Annotated in this window: 16 protein-coding genes and 1 pseudogene; 9 read left to right on the forward strand and 8 right to left on the reverse strand. The window is 71.7% G+C overall.

Annotated features, from left to right (window positions below; translation table 11 throughout):
* Positions 1-22 precede the first annotated feature (22 nt).
* From ACE101_RS19455 to ACE101_RS19470, 4 genes are all read left to right on the forward strand, one after another.
* Positions 23-1,636, forward strand: a complete 1,614-nt coding sequence (locus ACE101_RS19455; protein ID WP_379132876.1) for a sulfite reductase subunit alpha — start codon at positions 23-25, stop codon at positions 1,634-1,636.
* 128 nt (positions 1,637-1,764) lie between these two features.
* Positions 1,765-4,449, forward strand: a complete 2,685-nt coding sequence (locus ACE101_RS19460) for a nitrate reductase (protein ID WP_379132879.1) — start codon at positions 1,765-1,767, stop codon at positions 4,447-4,449.
* Positions 4,450-4,488: 39 nt separating this feature from the next.
* On the forward strand, positions 4,489-5,976 hold the full coding sequence (gene cysG / locus ACE101_RS19465) for a siroheme synthase CysG (protein WP_379132882.1): 1,488 nt from the start codon (positions 4,489-4,491) through the stop codon (positions 5,974-5,976).
* 98 nt (positions 5,977-6,074) lie between these two features.
* Positions 6,075-6,674 carry a DUF4142 domain-containing protein gene (locus ACE101_RS19470; protein WP_379132885.1) on the forward strand — a complete coding sequence of 200 codons (600 nt, stop codon included), beginning with the start codon at positions 6,075-6,077 and terminating at the stop codon, positions 6,672-6,674.
* Between the two features lie 203 nt (positions 6,675-6,877).
* On the opposite strand, the gene serA is transcribed toward ACE101_RS19470, so the two are convergent.
* Positions 6,878-8,125, reverse strand: a complete 1,248-nt coding sequence (gene serA / locus ACE101_RS19475) for a phosphoglycerate dehydrogenase (RefSeq protein ID WP_379132888.1) — start codon at positions 8,123-8,125, stop codon at positions 6,878-6,880.
* 182 nt (positions 8,126-8,307) lie between these two features.
* On the opposite strand from serA, the gene ACE101_RS19480 reads away from it, so the two are divergent.
* Positions 8,308-8,901, forward strand: coding sequence for an SCO family protein (locus tag ACE101_RS19480; protein ID WP_379132890.1), 594 nt, complete (start codon positions 8,308-8,310; stop codon positions 8,899-8,901).
* Here ACE101_RS19480 and ACE101_RS19485 read toward each other — a convergent pair.
* Positions 8,863-10,737, reverse strand: a pseudogene (locus ACE101_RS19485) (glycosyltransferase family 2 protein); the annotation flags it as partial. The gene ACE101_RS19480 and the pseudogene ACE101_RS19485 sit on opposite strands and share 39 nt — an antisense overlap.
* Before the next feature lie 110 nt (positions 10,738-10,847).
* Here ACE101_RS19485 and ACE101_RS19490 point away from each other — a divergent pair.
* The gene (locus ACE101_RS19490) at positions 10,848-11,687 is read left to right on the forward strand and encodes a transporter substrate-binding domain-containing protein (RefSeq protein WP_379132893.1); all 840 of its coding nucleotides are present in this window, start codon (positions 10,848-10,850) and stop codon (positions 11,685-11,687) included.
* 33 nt (positions 11,688-11,720) lie between these two features.
* Entirely contained in the window at positions 11,721-12,368 is a 648-nt protein-coding gene (locus ACE101_RS19495; protein WP_379132895.1) for a glutathione S-transferase family protein, read from the forward strand.
* 2 nt (positions 12,369-12,370) lie between these two features.
* On the opposite strand, the gene ACE101_RS19500 is transcribed toward ACE101_RS19495, so the two are convergent.
* Positions 12,371-12,892, reverse strand: coding sequence for a DUF924 family protein (locus ACE101_RS19500; RefSeq protein WP_379132898.1), 522 nt, complete (start codon positions 12,890-12,892; stop codon positions 12,371-12,373).
* Between ACE101_RS19500 and ilvC the strand changes: the two genes are divergently transcribed.
* Together ilvC and ACE101_RS19510 are read left to right on the forward strand one after the other, a co-directional pair.
* Complete coding sequence (ilvC, locus tag ACE101_RS19505) at positions 12,849-14,117, forward strand: ketol-acid reductoisomerase (RefSeq protein ID WP_379132900.1); 1,269 nt, start codon at positions 12,849-12,851, stop codon at positions 14,115-14,117. The genes ACE101_RS19500 and ilvC overlap by 44 nt on opposite strands.
* Before the next feature lie 146 nt (positions 14,118-14,263).
* Positions 14,264-14,917, forward strand: coding sequence for a pyridoxamine 5'-phosphate oxidase family protein (locus tag ACE101_RS19510; RefSeq protein ID WP_379132902.1), 654 nt, complete (start codon positions 14,264-14,266; stop codon positions 14,915-14,917).
* 15 nt (positions 14,918-14,932) lie between these two features.
* Here the strand turns inward: ACE101_RS19510 and ACE101_RS19515 are convergent, their stop codons facing one another.
* The 5 genes from ACE101_RS19515 to ftsY all read right to left on the reverse strand — a co-directional run bounded on the left by ACE101_RS19515 (position 14,933) and on the right by ftsY (position 19,767).
* Positions 14,933-15,634: a haloacid dehalogenase type II gene (locus ACE101_RS19515; RefSeq protein WP_379132905.1), complete on the reverse strand. Its 702-nt coding sequence runs from the start codon at positions 15,632-15,634 to the stop codon at positions 14,933-14,935.
* A 41-nt stretch (positions 15,635-15,675) separates the two neighbouring features.
* Complete coding sequence (gene trpS / locus ACE101_RS19520; protein WP_379132908.1) at positions 15,676-16,719, reverse strand: tryptophan--tRNA ligase; 1,044 nt, start codon at positions 16,717-16,719, stop codon at positions 15,676-15,678.
* A gap of 88 nt (positions 16,720-16,807) precedes the next feature.
* A complete protein-coding gene (locus ACE101_RS19525; RefSeq protein ID WP_379132911.1) occupies positions 16,808-17,566 on the reverse strand; it encodes an endonuclease III domain-containing protein in 759 nt (252 codons plus the stop codon).
* Between the two features lie 44 nt (positions 17,567-17,610).
* Entirely contained in the window at positions 17,611-18,222 is a 612-nt protein-coding gene (locus ACE101_RS19530) for a septation protein A (protein ID WP_379132914.1), read from the reverse strand.
* 234 nt (positions 18,223-18,456) lie between these two features.
* Positions 18,457-19,767, reverse strand: a complete 1,311-nt coding sequence (gene ftsY / locus ACE101_RS19535; protein WP_379132916.1) for a signal recognition particle-docking protein FtsY — start codon at positions 19,765-19,767, stop codon at positions 18,457-18,459.
* Between the last annotated feature and the right edge of the window lie 13 nt (positions 19,768-19,780).

Genomic DNA, 19,780 nt, shown 5'->3' on the forward strand with positions numbered 1-19,780 from the left:
CGATCGATCCGGCAACCATCCCATGACCCAGCACGTCACGCCCCCCCTCGTCCTGATCCCCGAATCCGCTCCCTTCAACGCCGATCAGCGCGCGTGGCTCTCGGGCTACTTCGCGGCCCTGCTCGGGCCGGCGGTCGAGGGCGCCACCGCGCTCGGCTCCGGCGAGGCGCCCGCCACCGGCCCGGCGCTCGCCGATAACGGCGACGCGCCCTGGCACGACCCGTCGATGCCCCTCGACGAGCGCATGACCCTGGCCAAGGACCGCTCCGATCCGCAGAAGCTGATGGCCGCCATGGCCCAGCAGGATTGCGGCCAGTGCGGCTACAACTGCGCGGATTATGCCAACGCCATCTTCCTCAAGAAGGAGGAGCGCCTGAACCTCTGCCAGCCCGGGGGCAAGGACACCCTCCGGATGCTGAAGAAGCTGGAGGCGGAGTTCGGGACGGCCGCCCCCGCCGGGGCGGCCCCAGTCGCCGACGAGGCGCCGAAGGCGGCGGCGCCGCTCGGCCCCTACGGGCTCTGCCGCGAGAACCCGGCCGAGGCGGTGTTCCTCTCGCGGCGCCGCCTCAACGCGCCGGGCGGCGAGAAGGAGACCTGGCACGTCGAGATCGACCTCACCGGCACCGGCATCGACTACGTGGTGGGCGACTCCCTCGGCCTGTTCCCGGCCAACGCCCCGGCCCTCGCCGACACGGTGATCGCCGAACTCGGCGCCAGGCCCGAGCGGGTCATCGCCACCAAGCTCGGCGAGAAGACCCTGCGCGACCACCTGCTGACCAACTACGCCCTCGGAGCGGCGCCGGACGGGCTGTTCCAGCTCCTCTCGCTCCTCACCTCGGGCGCAGCCCGCAAGAAGGCGCAGGCGCTCGCCGCCGGCGAGGATCCGGACGGCGACCTCGCCTATCTCGACGTGCTGGCGGCCCTGCACAAGTTCCCGGGCGCGCGGCCCGACGCCGAGGTCTTCCTCGAAGCCCTCGACGAGTTGCAGCCGCGCCTCTACTCGATCTCGTCGAGCCCCAAGGCCGATCCGGGACGGGTCTCGCTCACCGTCGATGCGGTGCGCTACAGCCACCGCTCGCGGCTGCGGCTCGGCGTCGCCTCGACCCATCTCGGCGAGCGGCTGGCCGAGACCTCCACGGTCAAGGTCTATCTCCAGAAGGCGCACGGCTTCGGCCTGCCGGCCTCGCCGGAGACGCCGATCATCATGGTGGGGCCCGGCACCGGCATCGCGCCGTTCCGCGCCTTCCTGCGCGAGCGGGCCGCCACCCAGGCGCCGGGCAAGAACTGGCTGTTCTTCGGCCACCAGCGGCAAGCCTCGGACTTCTTCTACAAGGACGAGCTGAACGGCCTGAAGGACGCCGGCATCCTCACCCGCTTGTCGCTGGCGTGGTCGCGCGACGGGTCGGAGAAGACCTACGTCCAGGATCGCATGCGCGAGAACGGCAAGGAGCTGTGGCGCTGGCTGGAGGAGGGCGCTCACTTCTACGTCTGCGGCGACGCCAAGCGCATGGCCAAGGACGTGGAGCGCGCGATCATCGACGTCGCCGCCAAGGAGGGAGGCCGCAATCCGGAGGATGCGGTGGCCTATCTCGCGGCACTCAAGAAGGCCGGCCGCTACCAGGCCGACGTGTACTGAGTCCGCTCGGCATCATTCGCCGGAGCGGTCACCGGTTCGGCGGAGAAAATGATGTGACAACAAAGATCTAAGCAGAATTGCTCGGCGCAGTTCCGCTTGGCCCTCGAACCCCGCGGAACGGCCCTGCCATGAACCTCCACGTCCCGGACCTCGCCTCCGCTCCCGAGCCGGTTCGCACCACCTGCCCCTATTGCGGCGTCGGCTGCGGGGTTCTGGCGCGGCCGGACGGGCAGGGCGGCGCCAGCGTCGCAGGCGATCCCGAGCACCCGGCCAATTTCGGGCGGCTCTGCTCCAAGGGCTCGGCGCTGGGCGAGACCCTCGATCTCGACGACCGGGTGCTGCACCCGACCATCGCGGGCGAGCGCGTCACCTGGGACCACGCCCTCGATGAGGTGGCGGCACGCTTCCGCCGCATCGCCGAGGAGCACGGGCCGGAGGCGATCGCCTTCTACCTCTCGGGCCAGATCCTCACCGAGGATTACTACGTCGCCAACAAGCTCGCGAAGGGCTTCATCGGCACGCCGCACGTCGACACCAATTCGCGCCTGTGCATGTCCTCCGCGGTGGCCGCGCATCGCCGCGCCTTCGGCTCCGACACGGTGCCGGGCTGCTACGAGGATCTGGACGAGGCGGATCTCCTCGTCCTCGTCGGCTCCAATGCCGCGTGGTGCCACCCGATCCTGTTCCGACGCATGCTCGACGCGCGCGCCAAGCGCGGCACCAAGATCATCGCCGTCGACCCCCGCCGCACCCAGACCGGCGAGGAGGCGGACCTCTTCCTCGGTATCCGGCCCGGCACCGACACGGCCCTGTTCTCGGGGCTCCTCGTCCACCTCGCGGAAGCGGGCGCCCTCGACCAGCGCTACATCGCCGAGCACACCGCCGGCTTCGAGGCCGCCCTCGACCGCGCGCGCAGCATCGCGCCGGACGCCGCGCGCACGGCCTCCCTCACCGGCCTGACCGAGGCCGAGGTGCGGACCTTCTTCGAGCTGTTCCGCACGACGCCGCGCGTGGTCACGGCCTTCTCGCAGGGGGTGAACCAGTCCTCGCAGGGCACCGACAAGGCGAACGCCATCATCAACTGCCACCTCGCCACCGGCCGCATCGGCCGGCCCGGGGCGGGGCCGTTCTCGCTCACCGGCCAGCCCAACGCCATGGGCGGACGCGAGGTCGGGGGGCTCGCCAACATGCTGGCCGCCCACATGCATTTCACGCCGGAGGAGGTCGATCTCGTCCGCCGCTTCTGGGGGGCGCCGCGGATCATCACCGGCGAGGGCCTCAAGGCGGTCTCGCTGTTCGAGGCGATCGAGCGCGGCAGGATCAAGGCGCTCTGGGTGATGGGCACCAACCCGGCCGTGTCCATGCCGCGGGCCGACCGGGTGCGCGCCGCCCTGCGTCAGCTCGACACGCTGGTGATCGCCGAGGCGGTCGCCACCACCGACACGGCGCAGGCGCGTGCGGACGCCATCGTGCTGCCGGCCCTCGCCTGGGGCGAGAAGGACGGCACGGTGACCAATTCCGAGCGCCGCATCTCCCGCCAGCGCCGCTTCCTCAAGGCGCCGGGCGAGGCCCGGGCCGATTGGTGGATGCTGGCCCAGGTCGGGCGCCGCCTCGGCCATCCGGAGGCCTTCGCCTGGCCCAACGTCGCGGCGGTGTTCCGCGAGCACGCGGCCCTGTCCGGCTTCGAGAACAACGGCACCCGCGACTTCGATCTCTCGGGCCTCGCCGAGATCGCGGATGCCGCCTACGACGCCGCCCGCCCGACGCACTGGCCCGTGCCCCGCAAGGCGAAGGCGGGGCAGGCGCGGTTCTTCGCGAACGGGCAGTTCTTCACCCGCGACCGCCGCGCCCGCTTCGTCGCGGTGCAGAAGCCCCAGCTCGCCGACCCGACCAGCGCGGCGCTGCCGTTCCGCCTCAACACCGGCCGGGTGCGCGACCACTGGCACACGCTCACCCGCACGGGGAAGAGCCCGCGCCTCTCGGCCCACCGCGCCGTGCCCTTCGTGGAGATCCACCCGGACGATGCCGCGCGGATCGGCCTCGCCGAGGGCGATCTCGCCCGCGTCACCACCGCCCATGGCAGTGCCGTGCTGGAGGTGATGCCGGTGCCCGGCGCCCAGCCCGGCGTGCTGTTCGCGCCGATGCACTGGAGCGAGGCGAATTCCTCCTCGGGCCGCATCGGCGCGCTCGCGCAGGGGGCGGTCGATCCGGTCTCCGGCCAGCCGGAGCTGAAGGCGACCCCGGCCGCCATCGCGCCGGAGCCGATGCGCTCGCGGGGCTACCTGATCACCCGCGCGCCCGTGACGGCGCCGGAGGGCTGGTGGTGGGCGCGGGCCACGATCGAGGGCGGCTCCGGCCTGATCGTGGCGACGCAGGACGGCCCGGCCGAGGCCGCCGCCCTGATGCGCCGCCTGTTCCCGACGGCCGTGTTCAGCGAATACGCGGATCCGGGCATCGGCGCCTACCGGGCGGCGGCCTTCGTCGAGGGGCGGCTCGTCGGCGCCATCGCCCTGGCGCCCGCTGCCGAGCGGCCCTCCTTCGACGCGGCGAAGGCGTTCTTCCGCACGCAGGAATTGCTCGAACCCGCGGCCCGGCGCGCCCTGATCTCGGGGCGGGCGGAGAGCGGCGGCGCCGGCCCGCTCGTCTGCGCCTGCCACACGGTCGGCCGCGACAGCATCCTCGCCACGATCAAGGGCGGGGCGCACAGCGTCGAGGCCGTGGGCGCGGCCTGCAAGGCGGGCACCAATTGCGGCTCCTGCATCCCGGAGATCCGCAAGCTGCTGGCCGCCGAACTTGCGCCGAGCCCGGCGTAAGCGCATCGTCCGGCCTCATTTCCTCGCATGTTGACGCTCATGAGTTCCCCCCGCCTCCCGCGCGAGACGCGCTCCTCCGGCCTCGAACCGCTCGCGGTGCTCCCCGTCTTCGTGACCCTCCAGGGCAAGCGGGCGGTGCTGGCCGGCGCCAATGGCGGCGCGGCCTGGAAGGTGAAGCTCCTCGCGGCGGCGGGCGCGCAGGTCGAGGTCTACGCGCCCGAGCCCACCGACGAGATGCGGGCTGCTCCCGCCGAGGCCGTGGCGGGGCGGATCGTCCTGCATGAACGCGACTGGACCCCGGCCGACCTCGAAGGAGCCGCCTTCGCCATCGCGGCCCACGAGGACGAGGGCGACTGCGCCGCCTTCGTCGCCGCCGCCCGGCGGGCGGGCGCCATCGTCAACGCCATCGACCGGCCGCATCTCTGCGACGTCTCGTTCGGGGCGATCGTCAACCGCTCGCCCCTCGTCGTCGGCATCTCCACGGAGGGTGCCGCCCCGGTCTTCGGCCAGACCGTGCGGGCACGCATCGAGGCGATGCTGCCTTCCGGCTTCAAGGCCTGGGTCGGCGCGGCCCGGGACTGGCGGGCTGCGGTGAGCGCCCGCTACCACGCCTTCGCGGAGCGGCGCGCCTTCTGGGAGCGCTTCACCGACCGCGCCTTCGCGGAGCCCGACCGGGCTCCGGTCCAGGCCGACCTCGATGCGCTGATGGCGGAGACCGATGCCGGCCCGCGCGGCGGTTCGGTGGTGCTGGTGGGGGCGGGGCCGGGCGACGCCGAACTGCTGACGCTCAAGGCCCTGCGCGCCCTGCGCAGCGCCGACGTCATCCTCTACGACGACCTCGTGGCGCGGGAGATCCTCGATTATGCGCGGCGCGAGGCGCGCACGATGCTGGTCGGCAAGACCGGCCACGGCCCCTCCTGCCGCCAGGACGACATCAACGCCCTGATGGTCAGCCTCGCCCGCTCCGGCAAGCGGGTGGTGCGGCTGAAGGCCGGCGACCCGCTGGTGTTCGGCCGGGCCGGCGAGGAGATCGACGCCTGCCGGGAGGCCGGCATCCCGGTCTCGGTGGTGCCGGGCGTGACCGCGGCGCAGGGGGCTGCGGCCTCGCTCGGCCTGTCGCTGACCCACCGCGACGCGGCGCGCCGGCTGCAATACGTCACCGGCCACGACCGCCGCGGCGCCCTGCCGGAGGACCTGAACTGGGCCGCCCTGGGCGATTCCTCGGTCACCACCGTGATCTACATGCCCAAGCGCACCCTCGGCGCGCTGCTCGACCGGGCCGTGGCGGAGGGCCTGCCGCCGGCGACGCCGGCGCTCGCCGTGTTCAATGCCACGCGTCCGGAGCAGGTCGTGGTGCAGGGCAGCGCCGCGACGCTTGCCGCCCGGGTCGCGGAGAGCGGGGTCGAGGGCCCGGCGATCGTCATGGTCGGCGATGCGGTGGGGCGCGGCGCGCAGGCGCTGATCGCCGAGGCCGTCCACCGGCCGGAGATGACGGCCGAGCCCATCGTCCTGGCGGGCGAGGGGTAGGCGCCTGCAAAAGAGGTTAAGGCGACGCTGAAACAGTGTCGTCGCACGGGAGGTTGGTGCCGGCGCGAACGCCCCACGCACAACCTCACGAGATGACCATGAACCGTCGCCTTGCCCTCACCGCTCTCGCCTCCGCGATCGCCGTGCCGTCGATGATCGGGATGGCCTTCGCGCAGAACGCGCCGAGTTCCGCCTCGCAGGCAACCGGCAATGCCGGTGCCCGGATCGGCGAGGCCGAGGCGAAATACGTCTCGGACACCCTCGCGGCCGGATCCCTGGCTCTGGCCACCAGCCGGGTCGCCCTCACCAAGGCCAAGGACGACGACGTCAAGCAGTTCGCCCGCTTCGAGATCGCCGAGCAGGAGACCATCGCCGACGTCCTCAAGGCGATGCGGGATCAGGCGACGCCGGCCACCGGGCAGGTGAGGCCGCCGGCCGAGCCCGAGGTCACGGGCCAGATCGACCAGAAGGGCAAGGCGATGCTGGAGAAGCTGGAGCAGGCGAAGGCCGGCTCCGCCTTCGACCGCGACTATGTCCGCGGCCAGATCGAGGGTCATCAGGCCCTCCTGAAGATCCAGGAGGCCTACCTTTCCGGCGGCAAGGACCGCGAGACCCTGTCCGTCGCGAAGCTCGCACGCGGCCAGATCAAGGAGCACCTGACGCTGCTCGCCGACATCGAGAAGGATCTCGACGACTGATCACCGGCTCAAGCGAGGCTGGAGCTTCCTCCGACGAAGCGGATACCGGTTCGTCGCAGGACATGTCCGAAAATCAAAGACTTGTCCCTAGAATCAAAGACTTGGAGCAGCGCCCGATTGCGGCGTGATCGGGCCCTGCTCTGGCGTCCCGCGGGAAGCGCGGGCGGGGACGGCCGGGAAGGCCGGCCGGCCCCCTTGGCATCCTACCGGCGCTCGTACAGCAGCCGCGCCCGGATCGTGCCGTCGAGCTGCCGGATCTCCTCCAGCAGCGCGTCGGCATCGCCGTCCACCGCGTCGGTCTCGATGACCACGTAACCGACCTCGCCATCGGTCTGGTAGAACTGGGCCGCGATGTTGATGCTGTTGCGGGCGAAGACGTCGTTGAGCCGCCGCAGCATGCCCGGGATGTTGCGCTGGACGTGGATGTAGCGCGTGCCGAGCGGCCGGGCGGCGAGCTGCACCTGCGGGAAGTTCACCGCGCCCACCGTCGAGCCGATATCCGAGTAGTCGACGAGCTTGCGCGCCACCTCGGCGCCGATGCGCTCCTGGGCCTCCTCGGTCGAGCCGCCGACATGCGGGGTGAGGATCACGTTCTCCAGGCCCTGGAGCGGCGAGGTGAAGCGCTCCTGGTTCGACTTCGGCTCGACCGGGAACACGTCGACCGCCGCGCCGCGCAGGTGCCCGTCGCGCAGCGCGCCCGCGAGGGCGTCGAGGTCGACCACCGTGCCGCGGCTGTTGTTGATCAGGTAGGCGCCGCGCTTCATCGCGCGGATCTCCGCCTCGCCGATCATGTTGTGGGTCGCGGCCGTCTCCGGCACGTGCAGCGAGACGACGTCGCTCTGCCCCAGCAGATCCTCGAGCGAATCCACCGGCTCGGTGTTGCCGTGACGCAGGCGGTCGGTGAGATCGTAGAAGATCACCCGCATGCCCATCGCCTCGGCGAGGTTCGAGAGCTGCGAGCCGATATTGCCGTAGCCGATGATGCCGAGGGTCTTCCCGCGCACCTCGAAGGAGTTCACCGCCGACTTGTCCCAGCCGCCGGTATGCGCGGAGACCGAGCGCGGCACGATCCGGCGCAGCAGCATCACGATCTCGCCGATGACGAGTTCGGCGACCGAGCGGGTGTTCGAGAAGGGCGCGTTGAAGACCGGAATGCCGCGGCGGCGGGCCGCGTCGAGATCGACCTGATTGGTGCCCACCGAGAAGCAGCCGACCGCCATCAGCCGGTCCGCCGCCTCGAAGGCCGCATCGTCGAGCTGCGTGCGCGAGCGGATGCCGAGGATGTGCGTCCCCTTGAGCGCCTCGCGCAGATCGGCCGGATCGAGTGCCTTCGCGAGGCGGGTGACGTTGGTGTAACCGGCCGCGTTCAGCAGGCTCACCGCGCTGTCGTTGATGCCTTCGAGGAGAAGGACGCGGATCTTGTCCTTCGGCAGGGAGAGCTTGTCGGCCATTGTCTTGTCTCGTCGGTGCGCGTCGCGCCGGGCGCGACGGATAGGAGACGCGGAACCATCACGCAACCGGGCGATGGCGGAGGCAGGGCTGCATTGCGCGCGGAGCGACGGCGTGCCTCGTTGCGGCCGGCCCGGCGGCGTGGTGTGGCGGCAACCGTTCTTCGAGCCGGAGGCTCCCACCCATGCCCCTCTCGCCCGCGATGCGCCGCGCCGCGATCCCCCTCCTCGCCTTCGTCCTCGGCCTCGCGGCCCTCGGGCTCGTCGCCGTGACTCTGCTCGGCCGCCCCGCCGTCACGACGAGCGGCGTCGGCGGGCCCTTCACGCTGGTGAACCAGGACGGCGCGACGGTGACGGACAAGACCTTCGCCGGGCGGGCGCATCTCGTGTTCTTCGGCTTCACGCACTGCCCCGACGTCTGCCCGACGACCCTCCAGCAGATCTCCGACGTGCTGGCGGCCCTCGGCCCCAAGGGCCGCGACATGAAGGTGCTGTTCATCACCGTGGATCCCGAGCGCGACACGCCCGACGCGCTCAAGCAGTACCTCGCGAGCTTCGATCCGCGGATCGTCGGCCTGACCGGCTCACCCGACGCGGTCTCGGGCGCCGTGAAGGCGTATCGCGCCTACAGCCGCAAGGTGCCGCTGAAGGACGGCGACTACACGATGGAGCACACCGCCCTCGTCTACATCATGGACGGCTCGAACAACTTCGTCGGCTCGCTCAACCTGATGCGCCCGGCGGCCGATGCTGCCGCGGAGGTGGCCCGGCAGCTCTGAGGCGGGCGCGCGGCGCCGCGAGGTCCGCGCGCGCCCGTGCTCGGTCTTGTTCCAGCGGAAGGGGGCCCGGATGAGTTCGGCGACCCCGAGCCAAGCCGCCACGCTCACGAGCGCGTAATAGGCGGGCAGCGTGAGGATCCAGGGCAGGAGGCTCCACCAGCGGCGGCGCCAGCAGCCGAGCGCCGCCGGGAGCAGCATCGCGGCGAATCCCGCGCCGAACAGCGCGATGCCGAGCCCCGTGACCGTGTTGACCCACAGGGTCGGGGCCGGCGCTGCCGAGCGGACGAGGATCTGCCAGAAGGCCAGCGGCAGCAGCAGCGGATAGAGCAGGGCGGACACCACCGTTCCGGGGATCAGCGCCAGGGCACAGAGGCTGCCGGTCGGACCCAGGCTCCGCGCCGCGGCGAGCGGCCGGCGGCTGTGCGTGATCGTGGTCTGGAGGTAGCCCTTCATCCACCGGGCGCGTTGGCGCAGCCACGTGCGCAACTCCGATGGCGCCTCTTCCTGGGTCGAGAGAGGCAGGTCGCCGACATGGTAGCCGGCGAGCGCGAGGCGCAGGCCGAGATCAGCGTCCTCGGTGACGTTCCAGGCGTCCCAGCCGTGCAGCTCCCTGAGCACGGCGGTGCGGATATGCGTGGTGGTGCCGCCGAGCGGGATCGGCAGCTTCTGCGCCGCCAGCGCCGGCAGCAGCACGTCGAACAGCGCCGTGTATTCGAGGGTGAAGCAGCGGGTGAGCCAGCCATCCCCCGTGTTGTCGATGACGAGGCGTCCTTGGAGGCAGGCGGTCCGCGGCGGCGAGCGGGCGAAGATCGCCGCCGCGAGGCGGAGCTGGTCCGGCGCCGGCGCGTCCTCGGCATCGTAGACCACCAGATAGTCGCCGCGCGCGAGGGCGAGGGCGATATTGAGGGCGCGCGGCTTGGTGCGCGGCGCGCCCGGCGGCGCCACCACGATCTCGAACCAGGGCGGCAGGGCGCAGGCGGCGAGCGCCGCGGCCGTCTCGCCGTCGTCCGCCTCGATGATCAGCTTCACGTCGAGCTTCGCGGCAGGATAGTCGAGGGCCGCGAGCGCCCGGATCAGGTCGGGGACGACGGCCGTCTCCCGATGGAGGGCGACGAGGACGGTGTAGGTGGGAAGATCCCGATCCGCCGCGCGCGGCAGATCCGGCGGCGGCCGCGGCGGAACGATCAGCGCGGTGAGGCGGAACAGCGTGGTGCCGAGGAACAGGAGGTTCACCGCGCCGAGCGCCAGCACCTGACAGGCCGCCGGCGCGTCCAGGAGAAGCGGGCCGCCCGCGAACGCGAGGCCGAGCGCGAGCCACTGCGGTGGCGACGGGCCCGGCCGGTAGGCCCAGTCGGGAGCGTTCCGCTCCAGCGTCTCCGCCGCGGATCGGGCCGCCGCCGCTCCGTGATGGCGCAGCAGCGCCGCCCGCAGGCGGGTCGGCGTCGTGATGGCGGGCGGGCGCTCCCGAAGGGGTCGGCGGAGGAGCCGCGCGATGGCCGCCCCCTCCGGCGCCCGCACCACGGATCCCCACGGGCCCGGCCGGAGCGGAGCCGCGCCGGCCAGCAGGCTGTCCGGGAAGCGGCTGCCCTCCGCGAGGGCGGGCTCGCCGCCGAGATACGGCGCGCCGAGAGCCCGGGCGAGGGCGCGATAATAGGCGTCCTCGCTCATGAGGCCGGTGCGCAGCAGCGCGGTCGCCCCATCCATCCCGCCGCGCTCGGCCACGGCGATGGCGTGCCTGACGAGGTTCGGGTGGACGCCCGGCTGCGCGAGCAGGAAGGCGAGTTCGGGCGGATACCCGAGGGCGACGGAGCGGCCGATTTGCGCTTCGAACGTCATGCGGGCTCCCGGCCGTCGACGATCGTGCTACATGAAGGCCCGCGGGGACCGACCCGTACCGTTCCGGAGCCGCGTGCAACCCCTGCCGCGAGGCTAATCGCAAGGCTGAGATGACGCAAGGGAAGTGGCGGCGCGCGGGTCTCGGGCTCGTCCTCTCGCTCGCGGCCGGGGCTGCGGCGGCCGAGCCGGTGACGATCCCGAATTTCTGGAACCCGCGCGCCCGGCTGGAGCGGCCGGAGCCGCCGCAGACCACGCGCGCGATCCGCTTCCTCACCGACGACGAGTTCCCGCCGCTGCATTTCGCCGGGCCGGACGGCAATCCGACCGGCTTCGTCGTGGAACTCGCCCGGGCGGCCTGCGAGAGGCTCGCGCTCACCTGCACGGTGCAAGTGCGCCGGTTCGACACGCTGCTCGATTCGCTGGCAGGCAAGCAGGGCGACGTGGTGGCGGCGGCGATCCCGCTGACGCAAGCCCTGCGGGCGAACTTCCTCGCCACCCGGCCGTATTTCCGCTGGCCCGCCCGGTTCGTGACGCGCTCCGACCGCGGCATGCCGGAGCCGGACGCCAAGGCCCTGGCCACCCGCAGCGTCGGCGTCCTCGCGGGCACGGCGCACGAGGCCTACCTCAAGACCTTCTTCCATATCACGCCGCGCAGCTTCTCCGATCTCGCCACGGCCGAATCGGCGCTCAAGCGGGGGGAGGTCGACTACCTCTTCGCCGACGGGGTGACGCTCGCCCTGTGGATCGGCGGTGCCGATGCGGCCGGCTGCTGCGCCTTCGCGGGTGGGGACTACCTGGAGAACCGCTATTTCGGTGAGGGGATCGGCCTCGTGACCCGCAAGGAGGACGAGGTGCTGGCCCGCGCCCTGGACGACGCCCTCCAGCGCCTGTGGGACGAGGGCAAGTACGCGGAACTCTACCTGCGCTTCTTTCCCGTCAGCCCGTTCTGAGAGCCCTCAAACAGGCTCTGACACGAGGATGCGATGACCGATTCCTTGCGGCTCTTCTACGCTCCGGGCGCCTGCTCGCTCGCCCCGCACATCGCGATCGAGGAGACCGGCGCGCCCTTCGCGGCGGTGCGGGTGGACCTTGCGGCCGGCGAGCAGCGCGAGCCCGCCTATCTCGCCATCAACCCGAAGGGGCGGGTGCCGGCCCTTGCCGAAGGCGATTGGGTGCTCACCGAGAACCCGGCGGTCCTGCGCCACATCGCGCGGCTCTTCCCCGAAGCCGGCCTGTGGCCGGAGGATCCACGGGAGGAGGCGCGCTGCGCCGAGTGGCTGGCGTGGTTCTCCTCGACCATCCACGTCGCCTACGCGCATATCCGCCGGGCGGAGCGCTACGCCACCGAGGAGGCGGCCATCGCCGACGTCCAGGCCAAGGCGCGGGAATCCTGCTTCGACCTCTGGACGATGGTCGAGGTCGGGCTCTCCCGCGGCGGCTGGGCCCTCGGCGAGCGCTACAGCGTGGCCGACCCCTACGCGCTGGTATTCTGGACCTGGGGGCGCGGTCCCACCCTCGGCTACGACATGGCGCGGCTCTTCCCGCACTGGACTGCCCATGCCCGCCGCATGGCGGCGCGCCCCGCGGTGCAGCGGGCCTTCGCGCGCGAGGGGATCGCGCTGCCGGCATAGCTTCAGCCCCGGAAGGCGTCCGCGCCCGCGAGGTAATCCCGCTCCTGCGGCGTCTCGGGGCGTCCGAGGATCGGGTTGCGATGCGGGAAGCGGCCGAAGCGGCGGATGAGGTCGCGGTGCCGGCGGGCGGAGGCGAGCTGGTCCGCATCGCCCAGCGCCGCGAACAGGGCGAGGCTTTGCTCCTGCACAGCCGGATCCTCCGCATGCATGAAGGGCATGTAGAGGAAGGCGCGCATCGCCGGCTCGATCGCCCGGTCGTGGCCGCGGGCGAGCGCGCGCCCGGCCGCGGCGAGGGCCGCCGCGTCGCTGGCGTAGGCCCGCTCGGTGCCGCGAAAGAGGTTGCGCGGGAACTGGTCGAGGAGGAGGATGAGGGCGAGGGCGCCCTCCGGTTCCGCCTCCCAGGCGGCGAGTTCGCCCCGGGATGCCGCCTCGTGTGCGGCCAGGAAGGCGTGGCAGGCCCTGTCGAACCCGGGATCGGCCGTGAACCAGCGCTCCGTCCCCGCTGCACGCCAGAATGCCAGCACGTCACCGGGTGCAATCGCCGCTTGCGGGCCGCCCACGCGTCTCCCCCCTCAAGTCTTCCCGAGACGCGGACCCGATCCGCGCGAGTCTCGCCGCAATGCCTATTCCCTGTCGCGAATAGCCCGGCTAAAAGCCGCCGCATCGCACGGCCGCTCAGCGCCCGGAGCGTCCCACCACCTCCACCAACTCGATCAAGGGGGAGCCGCCATGCGGGTCTATTACGATCGCGACGCCGACATCAATCTCATCAAGGGCAAGAAGGTCGTCATCGTCGGGTACGGCAGTCAGGGCCACGCCCACGCCCTGAACCTGCGCGATTCCGGCGTGAAGGACATCGTCATCGCCCTGCGCAAGGGCTCGGCGAGCGCCAAGAAGGCCGAGGCCGAGGGCTTCAAGGTCATGGAGGTCGCCGAGGCCGCCGCCCAGGCCGACGTCGTCATGATGCTGACGCCCGACGAGCTGCAGGGCGACATCTACCGCGAATCCCTGCACGGCCAGATGAAGCAGGGCGCGGCCCTCCTCTTCGCGCACGGCCTCAACGTCCACTTCAACCTCATCGAGCCCCGCCAGGACCTCGACGTGCTGATGGTCGCCCCGAAGGGCCCGGGCCACACGGTGCGCTCCGAGTACCTGCGCGGCGGCGGCGTGCCGACCCTGATCGCCATCGCGCAGGACGCCTCGGGCAACGCCCACGACCTCGGCCTCTCCTACGCCTCGGCGAATGGCGGCGGCCGCGCCGGCATCATCGAGACGACCTTCAAGGAGGAGTGCGAGACCGACCTGTTCGGTGAGCAGGTCGTGCTCTGCGGCGGCCTCGTCGAGCTGATCAAGGCCGGCTTCGAGACCCTCGTCGAGGGCGGCTACGCCCCCGAGATGGCCTATTTCGAGTGCCTCCACGAGGTGAAGCTGATCGTCGACCTCATCTACGAGGGCGGCATCGCCAACATGAACTACTCGATCTCGAACACCGCCGAGTACGGCGAGTACGTGACGGGGCCGCGCATCATCACGCCCGAGACCAAGGCGGAGATGAAGCGGGTGCTCACCGACATCCAGTCGGGCACCTTCACGCGCAACTGGATGCTGGAGAACAAGGTCAACCAGACCTCGTTCAAGGCCACCCGCGCCCGCAACGCCGCCCACCCGATCGAGGAGGTCGGCGAGCGCCTGCGCGGCATGATGCCGTGGATCAAGGAGAAGGCGCTGGTCGACAAGTCGAAGAACTGAGCGCGTCTTCGTCCGTCAGGGCCGGCCCCGCGCGAGCGGGGCCGGCTTTTTCGTGCCCCGAAGGCTTCGTGCACGAAGGGCCGATTGCGCGGGCCGGCCCGGGCCGTGATGATCGCGCCCAACGAGAACGACATCAGGAGGACGCCATGGGGTCGCTCTACTCGCAGGCGCATCGTGCCCTGCAGGACGAGTTCGGCACGACGAAGCTGGCCGAGCGCCTCGACACCGACCATGTCCATGACGCCATCCTCCCCGAGGAACGGGCCTTCATCGAGGGGAGGGACATGGTCTTCCTCTCGACCGTCGATCCGGACGGCAACCCGACCGTCTCCTACAAGGGCGGCAAGCCCGGCTTCGTGCGGGTGATCGACGAGAAGACCCTCGTCTTCCCGGGCTACGACGGCAACGGGATGTTCTACTCGGTGGGCAACATCGCCGGGCAGGGGCGGGTCGGGCTCCTGTTCATCGACTTCGAGACGCCCCACCGGCTGCGCGCACAGGGGACGGCGCGGCTGGAGCGCGAGGGGCCGCTGCTCGCCGCCTACCCGGAGGCCAAATACCTCGTGCGGGTCGAGGTGGCGAAGGTCTGGGTCAATTGCCCCCGCTACGTCCACACCTACCGGAAGGTGCACGACTCGCGCTACGTGCCGGAGGAGGGCCGCGAGACGCCGCTCGCCCTCTGGAAGCGCCTGGAGATGGTGCAGGACGTGCTGCCCGAGGCGGATGCCGCCCGGGCCCGCCAGGAGGGCGCGATCGCGGTGGACGACTATGTCGGCCGCGTGATGCGGGGCGAGGGCTGAGCGGACGGGACCCGGTCAGCCGCCGAGCAGACGGGCGAGGTCCTCGAGATCCGCTGCCGCCACGTCGACGGGCAGGCTCGGCCCGGTCTCGCCGCGGCCCGGCCCCGTCTCGTCGGGGCGGGCGATGTGCCCGGTGGCGAGGCCGCAGGCCGCCGCCGCCGCGAGGTCGGAGGAATGCGCAGCCACCATCATGACCTCGCCGGGGGCGAGGCGCAGCGCCTCGACGGCCTTGAGGTAGACGGCGGGCTTGGGCTTGTAGTCGCGGGCGATCTCCGCCCCGAGGATCGCGTCCCAGGGCAGGCCGTTGCGGCGGGCATGCGCGATGGCGAGGCGGATATGCGCATTCGAGCAGGGGGCGAGCAGGAAGCGCTGCTTCAGCCGCGCGAGCCCCGCGGCCACGTCCGGCCACGCGTCGAGGCGGTGCCACGCGAGGACGAGGTCGCGTTTGGTCTCGGGCGGCACGCCGGACAGGCCCTCGGCGGCGAGAATCTCCTCCAGGCTCTCGGCATGCAGCGTGTCGAGGTCGGCGAAGTCCCGCGATCCCTGCCGGATCGGCTCCATGCCCGGTTGATAGCGTCCGCGCCACGCCCGCGCGAAGGCGCCGCCGTCGAGGCCGGGCCGGTGCGGGTGCAGGAGCCGCTCCGCCTCACGGGCGACGCCGCCGTGCCAATCGAGCAGCGTCCCGAAGACGTCGAAGATCAGGGCTTGGATGGCCATCCGGTCTGTCCTCCCGGCCGGCCCCGCGGGCTCCGGCGGCCTTACCGCTTCCGCACGAAGCCGACGATGTCCTTCACGGCAGCGAGGTTCGGCGCCGCGATCGCCTCGGCGCGGTCGGCGCCGTCCGCCAGCACCCGATCGATATAGGCGGGATCGGCCACGAGGCGCTTCATCTCGCCGCCGATCGGCCCGAGCTTCTCCACCGCGAGATCCACGAGGGCGCCCTTGAAGGCCGAGAACTGGGCGCCGCCGTAATCGCGCAGCACGTCCTCGCGCGCGACGTCGCGCAGGGCCGCGAAGATGCCGACGAGGTTGTCCGCCTCGGGCCGCCCGGCGAGGCCGTCGACCTCGGAGGGCAGGGGCTCGGCATCGGTCTTGGCCTTGCGCACCTTCTGGGCGATGGCGTCGGCGTCGTCCGTGAGGTTGATGCGCGAATAGTCGGAGGGGTCCGACTTCGACATCTTCTTGGTGCCGTCGCGCAGGGACATCACCCGGGCGGCCGGGCCGCCGATCAGCGGCTCGGTGAGGGGAAAGAACGCCTCGCCGTGGCCGTGCGCGGCGATCCAGCCGGCGAAGTCGTTGTTGAACTTCTGGGCGATGTCCCGGGTGAGTTCGAGGTGCTGCTTCTGGTCCTCGCCCACCGGCACATGGGTTGCCCGATAGGCGAGGATGTCGGCCGCCATCAGCACCGGATAATCGTAGAGCCCGATGCTGGCGTTCTCGCGGTCCTTGCCGGCCTTCTCCTTGAACTGCGTCATCCGGTTGAGCCAGCCGAGGCGGGCCACGCAGTTGAAGATCCAGGCCAGCTCCGCGTGCTGGGGCACCTGGCTCTGGTTGAACACGATCGCGCGCGCCGGATCGATACCGGCGGCGAGGAAGGCCGCGGTGACCTCGCGGATCTGGTTCGTCAGCTCGGCCGGGTCCTGCCAGACCGTGATCGCGTGGAGATCGACCACGCAGTAGAGGCAGGTCTCGTATTGCGGCTGCAGGGCGACGAAGCGCTTGATCGCGCCCAGGTAGTTGCCGAGGTGGAGGTTTCCGGTCGGCTGGACGCCGGAAAAAACGAGTTCCTGGAACGCAGGCATCGGCGTCTCGTATCGGGGCCGGGGAGCGGGGGGCCGGAGGGGCGATCCGCCCGCGGGCGCGGCGTTCTGACCCAATGCCCCCGGCGGGTCAAGGTGTCCGGGCCGCGGCATCGCGGCGGGGCCGCCCGGCGCGCGAGGATGCCACCGCCGCTTCCGGCATCCGGGCCTGCCCGGTCGGGCAGAGATCGAGGAGGACGCAGCGCCTGCAGGCCGGGGAGCGGTGGTGGCAGCAGCGCTGCCCGTGCAGCATCAGCACCTCGTGGTTGTCGTAGAGGTCCTGCGCGCTCCACGCCGCCGGCAGCTGGGCCCGCAGGATCGCGTGGGCGGGGCCGACATCGACCTTCGGTCCGATCAGGCCGGTGCGCTGCGCCACCCGGTGGTGATGGCTGTCGACGGGCAGGGCCGGCCTCCGCAGGGACGAGAAGGCGAGAACGGCGGCACTCGTCTTCGGGCCGATGCCCGGGATCGCTTCGAGCCATGCACGGGCCGCCGCGACGTCGAGCCCGCCGAGGAAGTCGAGGTTCAGCGCACCGTGGCGCACGCGGACCGCGGCCAGCACCGCCTGGAGCCGGGGGGCCTTCAGCTCGGGCCAGGTGACGCCCGCGATGGTGGCCTCGACCTCCCCGGTCGGCGCGTCGATCAGCATCGCCCAATCCGGGTAGCGGGCGCGCAGGGCCTTGAAGGCCCGGCCCGAATCCGCGTTGCGGGTGCGGTGCGAGAGCAGGGAGGAGACGAGCTCGCTCAGGGGATCGAGATCGTGGAAGTAGGGGATCGGGCAGCCATAGACCCCGCAGAGCCGGCGGTGGATGGCGAGCGCCTTGTCGGCGAGGTCGGGATCGGGACTCATGAGGGCGGGAATCGCCCTCGACGGCCTCCGGTTCCCGGGCCGCGTCAGGCCCCGTCGGCGGGTTTGCGCTCGTGGCGCAGCAGGAGCGGGGTCTGGGCCAGCGCGAAGGCGATGGTGAGCGGCATGATGCCGAAGACCTTGAAGCTCACCCAGAAATCCGTGCTCTGGGTGCGCCAGACCAGCTCGTTCAGCCCCGCCAGCACGAAGAAGAACAGGCCCCAGCGGAAGGTGAGCTTGCGCCAGCCCTCCGCATCGAGATCGAACACGCTGTCGAGGACGAGGGAGAGGAGCGGCTTGCCGAAGGCCAGGCCGCCGAGCAGGACGGCCCCGAACAGGCTGTTCACGATGGTCGGCTTGAGCTTGATGAACAGCTCGTCCTGCAAGGCGAGCGTGAGCCCGCCGAACACCACCACCACGACGCCCGAGACGAGGGGCATGATCGGCAGGCGCCGCACCAGCACGTAATGCACCGCGAGCGCCACCAGGGTCGCGGCGATGAACAGGCCGGTCGCCGCGAAGAGCTTCTTGTCGGAGGGGAAGCCGAAGCGGTCCGCATAGGCGTTGCCCAGGAAGAACAGGCCGAGCGGCCCGAGTTCGAGGGCGAGCTTGATGAGCGGCGGCAGATGGGTCTTGGGCGGAACGGATTCGGTCTTCATGGCACGGGGTCTGCTGCGTCGGCCGGGGGCTCGGGAGGGCGCGGAACGTCGCGCATCGGGCGCGAGAGCTTTAGACTGTCCGGACGCGCGCCGCATCCCTTCTCCCGGAGGACCCTGGTGACCATTGCGGTCGCCCCCCGGGGCGGCCAACGTTCGATGCGCCGCTCCCGTTCATCAGGAGACGGTGATCCGCGCACGCACATCGTGCCCGCAGCACCGTGAGCCTGCTTCCCGTCAGCTCTCCTTCTCCAGCCCCGCGATGGCGCGCGCGAAGTCCCGGGCGGTGAAGGGCTCCAGATCGTCCACGCCCTCGCCGACGCCGATGAAATGCACCGGCAAGCCGAACTTCGCCGCGAGGGCGACCAGGATGCCGCCCCGCGCCGTCCCGTCGAGCTTCGTCATCACGAGGCCGGTGACGCCCGCGGTCTTCTGGAACAGTTCGACCTGGCTGATCGCGTTCTGGCCCACCGTCGCGTCCAGCACGAGCAGCACGGCGTGCGGGGCGGTCTCGTCGAGCTTGCGGATCACCCGCACGATCTTCTCCAGCTCCGCCATCAGGCCGGCCTTGTTCTGGAGCCGGCCGGCGGTGTCGATCATCAGCACGTCCGTGCCCGCCTCGCGCGCCGCCTGGAGCGCGTCGAAGGCGAGGCCCGCCGCGTCCGCGCCCTGCGGCCGGGAGATCACCGGCGCGCCGGTGCGGTCGCCCCAGACCTTGAGCTGCTCGATCGCCGCCGCCCGGAAGGTGTCGCCCGCGGCCAGCATGACGCTGCGCCCCTGCGCGCGGAACTTCTGGGCGAGCTTGCCGATCGTCGTGGTCTTGCCCGCGCCGTTCACCCCGACCATCAGGAGCACGAAGGGCTTGGCGTCCGACTCGATCGTGAGCGGGTGGGCCACCGGCTCCAGCGCCTGCTCCACCTCCGCGGCCAGGATGGCGCGCACCTCGTCCGGCGCGATGCCCTTCTCGTAGCGGCCCTTGCCCACCGCCTCGGAGATGCGCATGGCGGTCTCGACGCCGAAATCCGCCTGGATCAGGGCGTCCTCCAGCTCCTCCAGGGTGGTGGCGTCGAGCTTGCGCTTGGTGAAGAGCCCGGTGACCCGGTCGGACAGGGCCGAGGAGGTGCGCCGCAGGCCGCCGGTGAGCCGGCTCCACCAGCCGCGCTTCTCGCCGGGCGCCTCGGGTTCCGGCTCGATGACGGGCTCCGGCTGCACGAAGGCCGCCGGCTCGGGACCCGACAGGGAGCCCTCCGGCTCCTCGGGCGTCGCGGGCGGCTGGCCGGCGGTGCCGGCCGGCGGCTCCTCGGGCGCCCCGTCGATCGGCTGCAGATCGGCACCGGCGAGTTCGGGCGGAAGGTCGTGCTCCGGGGACGTGTCGGGGGAGGCTTCCGTCACGGTCGGCGCGGCCGGGGGTGCGCTCTCCGCCGCATTGGCGTAATCCGGCTCGCCTTCGGACGGCGTGACGGGCGGCGTCTCCGTGGGGCCCTTCTCGGCCTCGCCCCGGCGTCCGAACAGGCGGCCGAACCAGCCGGGCTTGGTGTTGTCGCTCATCCGCGCGTGCTCC

This window comes from Methylobacterium carpenticola (assembly GCF_042748905.1).
Taxonomy (GTDB): domain Bacteria; phylum Pseudomonadota; class Alphaproteobacteria; order Rhizobiales; family Beijerinckiaceae; genus Methylobacterium; species Methylobacterium carpenticola.

Excerpts from the sequence above, each read along its gene's own strand:
- ACE101_RS19495 (WP_379132895.1), top strand. The coding sequence starts at position 11,721 with ATGACCGATTCCTTGCGGCTCTTCTACGCTCCGGGCGCCTGCTCGCTC.
- ftsY (WP_379132916.1), bottom strand. The coding sequence starts at position 19,767 with ATGAGCGACAACACCAAGCCCGGCTGGTTCGGCCGCCTGTTCGGACGC.
- ACE101_RS19480 (WP_379132890.1), top strand. The coding sequence starts at position 8,308 with ATGCCCCTCTCGCCCGCGATGCGCCGCGCCGCGATCCCCCTCCTCGCC.
- serA (WP_379132888.1), bottom strand. The coding sequence starts at position 8,125 with ATGGCCGACAAGCTCTCCCTGCCGAAGGACAAGATCCGCGTCCTTCTC.
- ACE101_RS19525 (WP_379132911.1), bottom strand. The coding sequence starts at position 17,566 with ATGAGTCCCGATCCCGACCTCGCCGACAAGGCGCTCGCCATCCACCGC.
- trpS (WP_379132908.1), bottom strand. The coding sequence starts at position 16,719 with ATGCCTGCGTTCCAGGAACTCGTTTTTTCCGGCGTCCAGCCGACCGGA.
- ACE101_RS19455 (WP_379132876.1), top strand. The coding sequence starts at position 23 with ATGACCCAGCACGTCACGCCCCCCCTCGTCCTGATCCCCGAATCCGCT.
- ACE101_RS19510 (WP_379132902.1), top strand. The coding sequence starts at position 14,264 with ATGGGGTCGCTCTACTCGCAGGCGCATCGTGCCCTGCAGGACGAGTTC.
- ACE101_RS19470 (WP_379132885.1), top strand. The coding sequence starts at position 6,075 with ATGAACCGTCGCCTTGCCCTCACCGCTCTCGCCTCCGCGATCGCCGTG.
- ACE101_RS19490 (WP_379132893.1), top strand. The coding sequence starts at position 10,848 with ATGACGCAAGGGAAGTGGCGGCGCGCGGGTCTCGGGCTCGTCCTCTCG.
- ACE101_RS19530 (WP_379132914.1), bottom strand. The coding sequence starts at position 18,222 with ATGAAGACCGAATCCGTTCCGCCCAAGACCCATCTGCCGCCGCTCATC.
- ACE101_RS19515 (WP_379132905.1), bottom strand. The coding sequence starts at position 15,634 with ATGGCCATCCAAGCCCTGATCTTCGACGTCTTCGGGACGCTGCTCGAT.
- ACE101_RS19460 (WP_379132879.1), top strand. The coding sequence starts at position 1,765 with ATGAACCTCCACGTCCCGGACCTCGCCTCCGCTCCCGAGCCGGTTCGC.
- cysG (WP_379132882.1), top strand. The coding sequence starts at position 4,489 with ATGAGTTCCCCCCGCCTCCCGCGCGAGACGCGCTCCTCCGGCCTCGAA.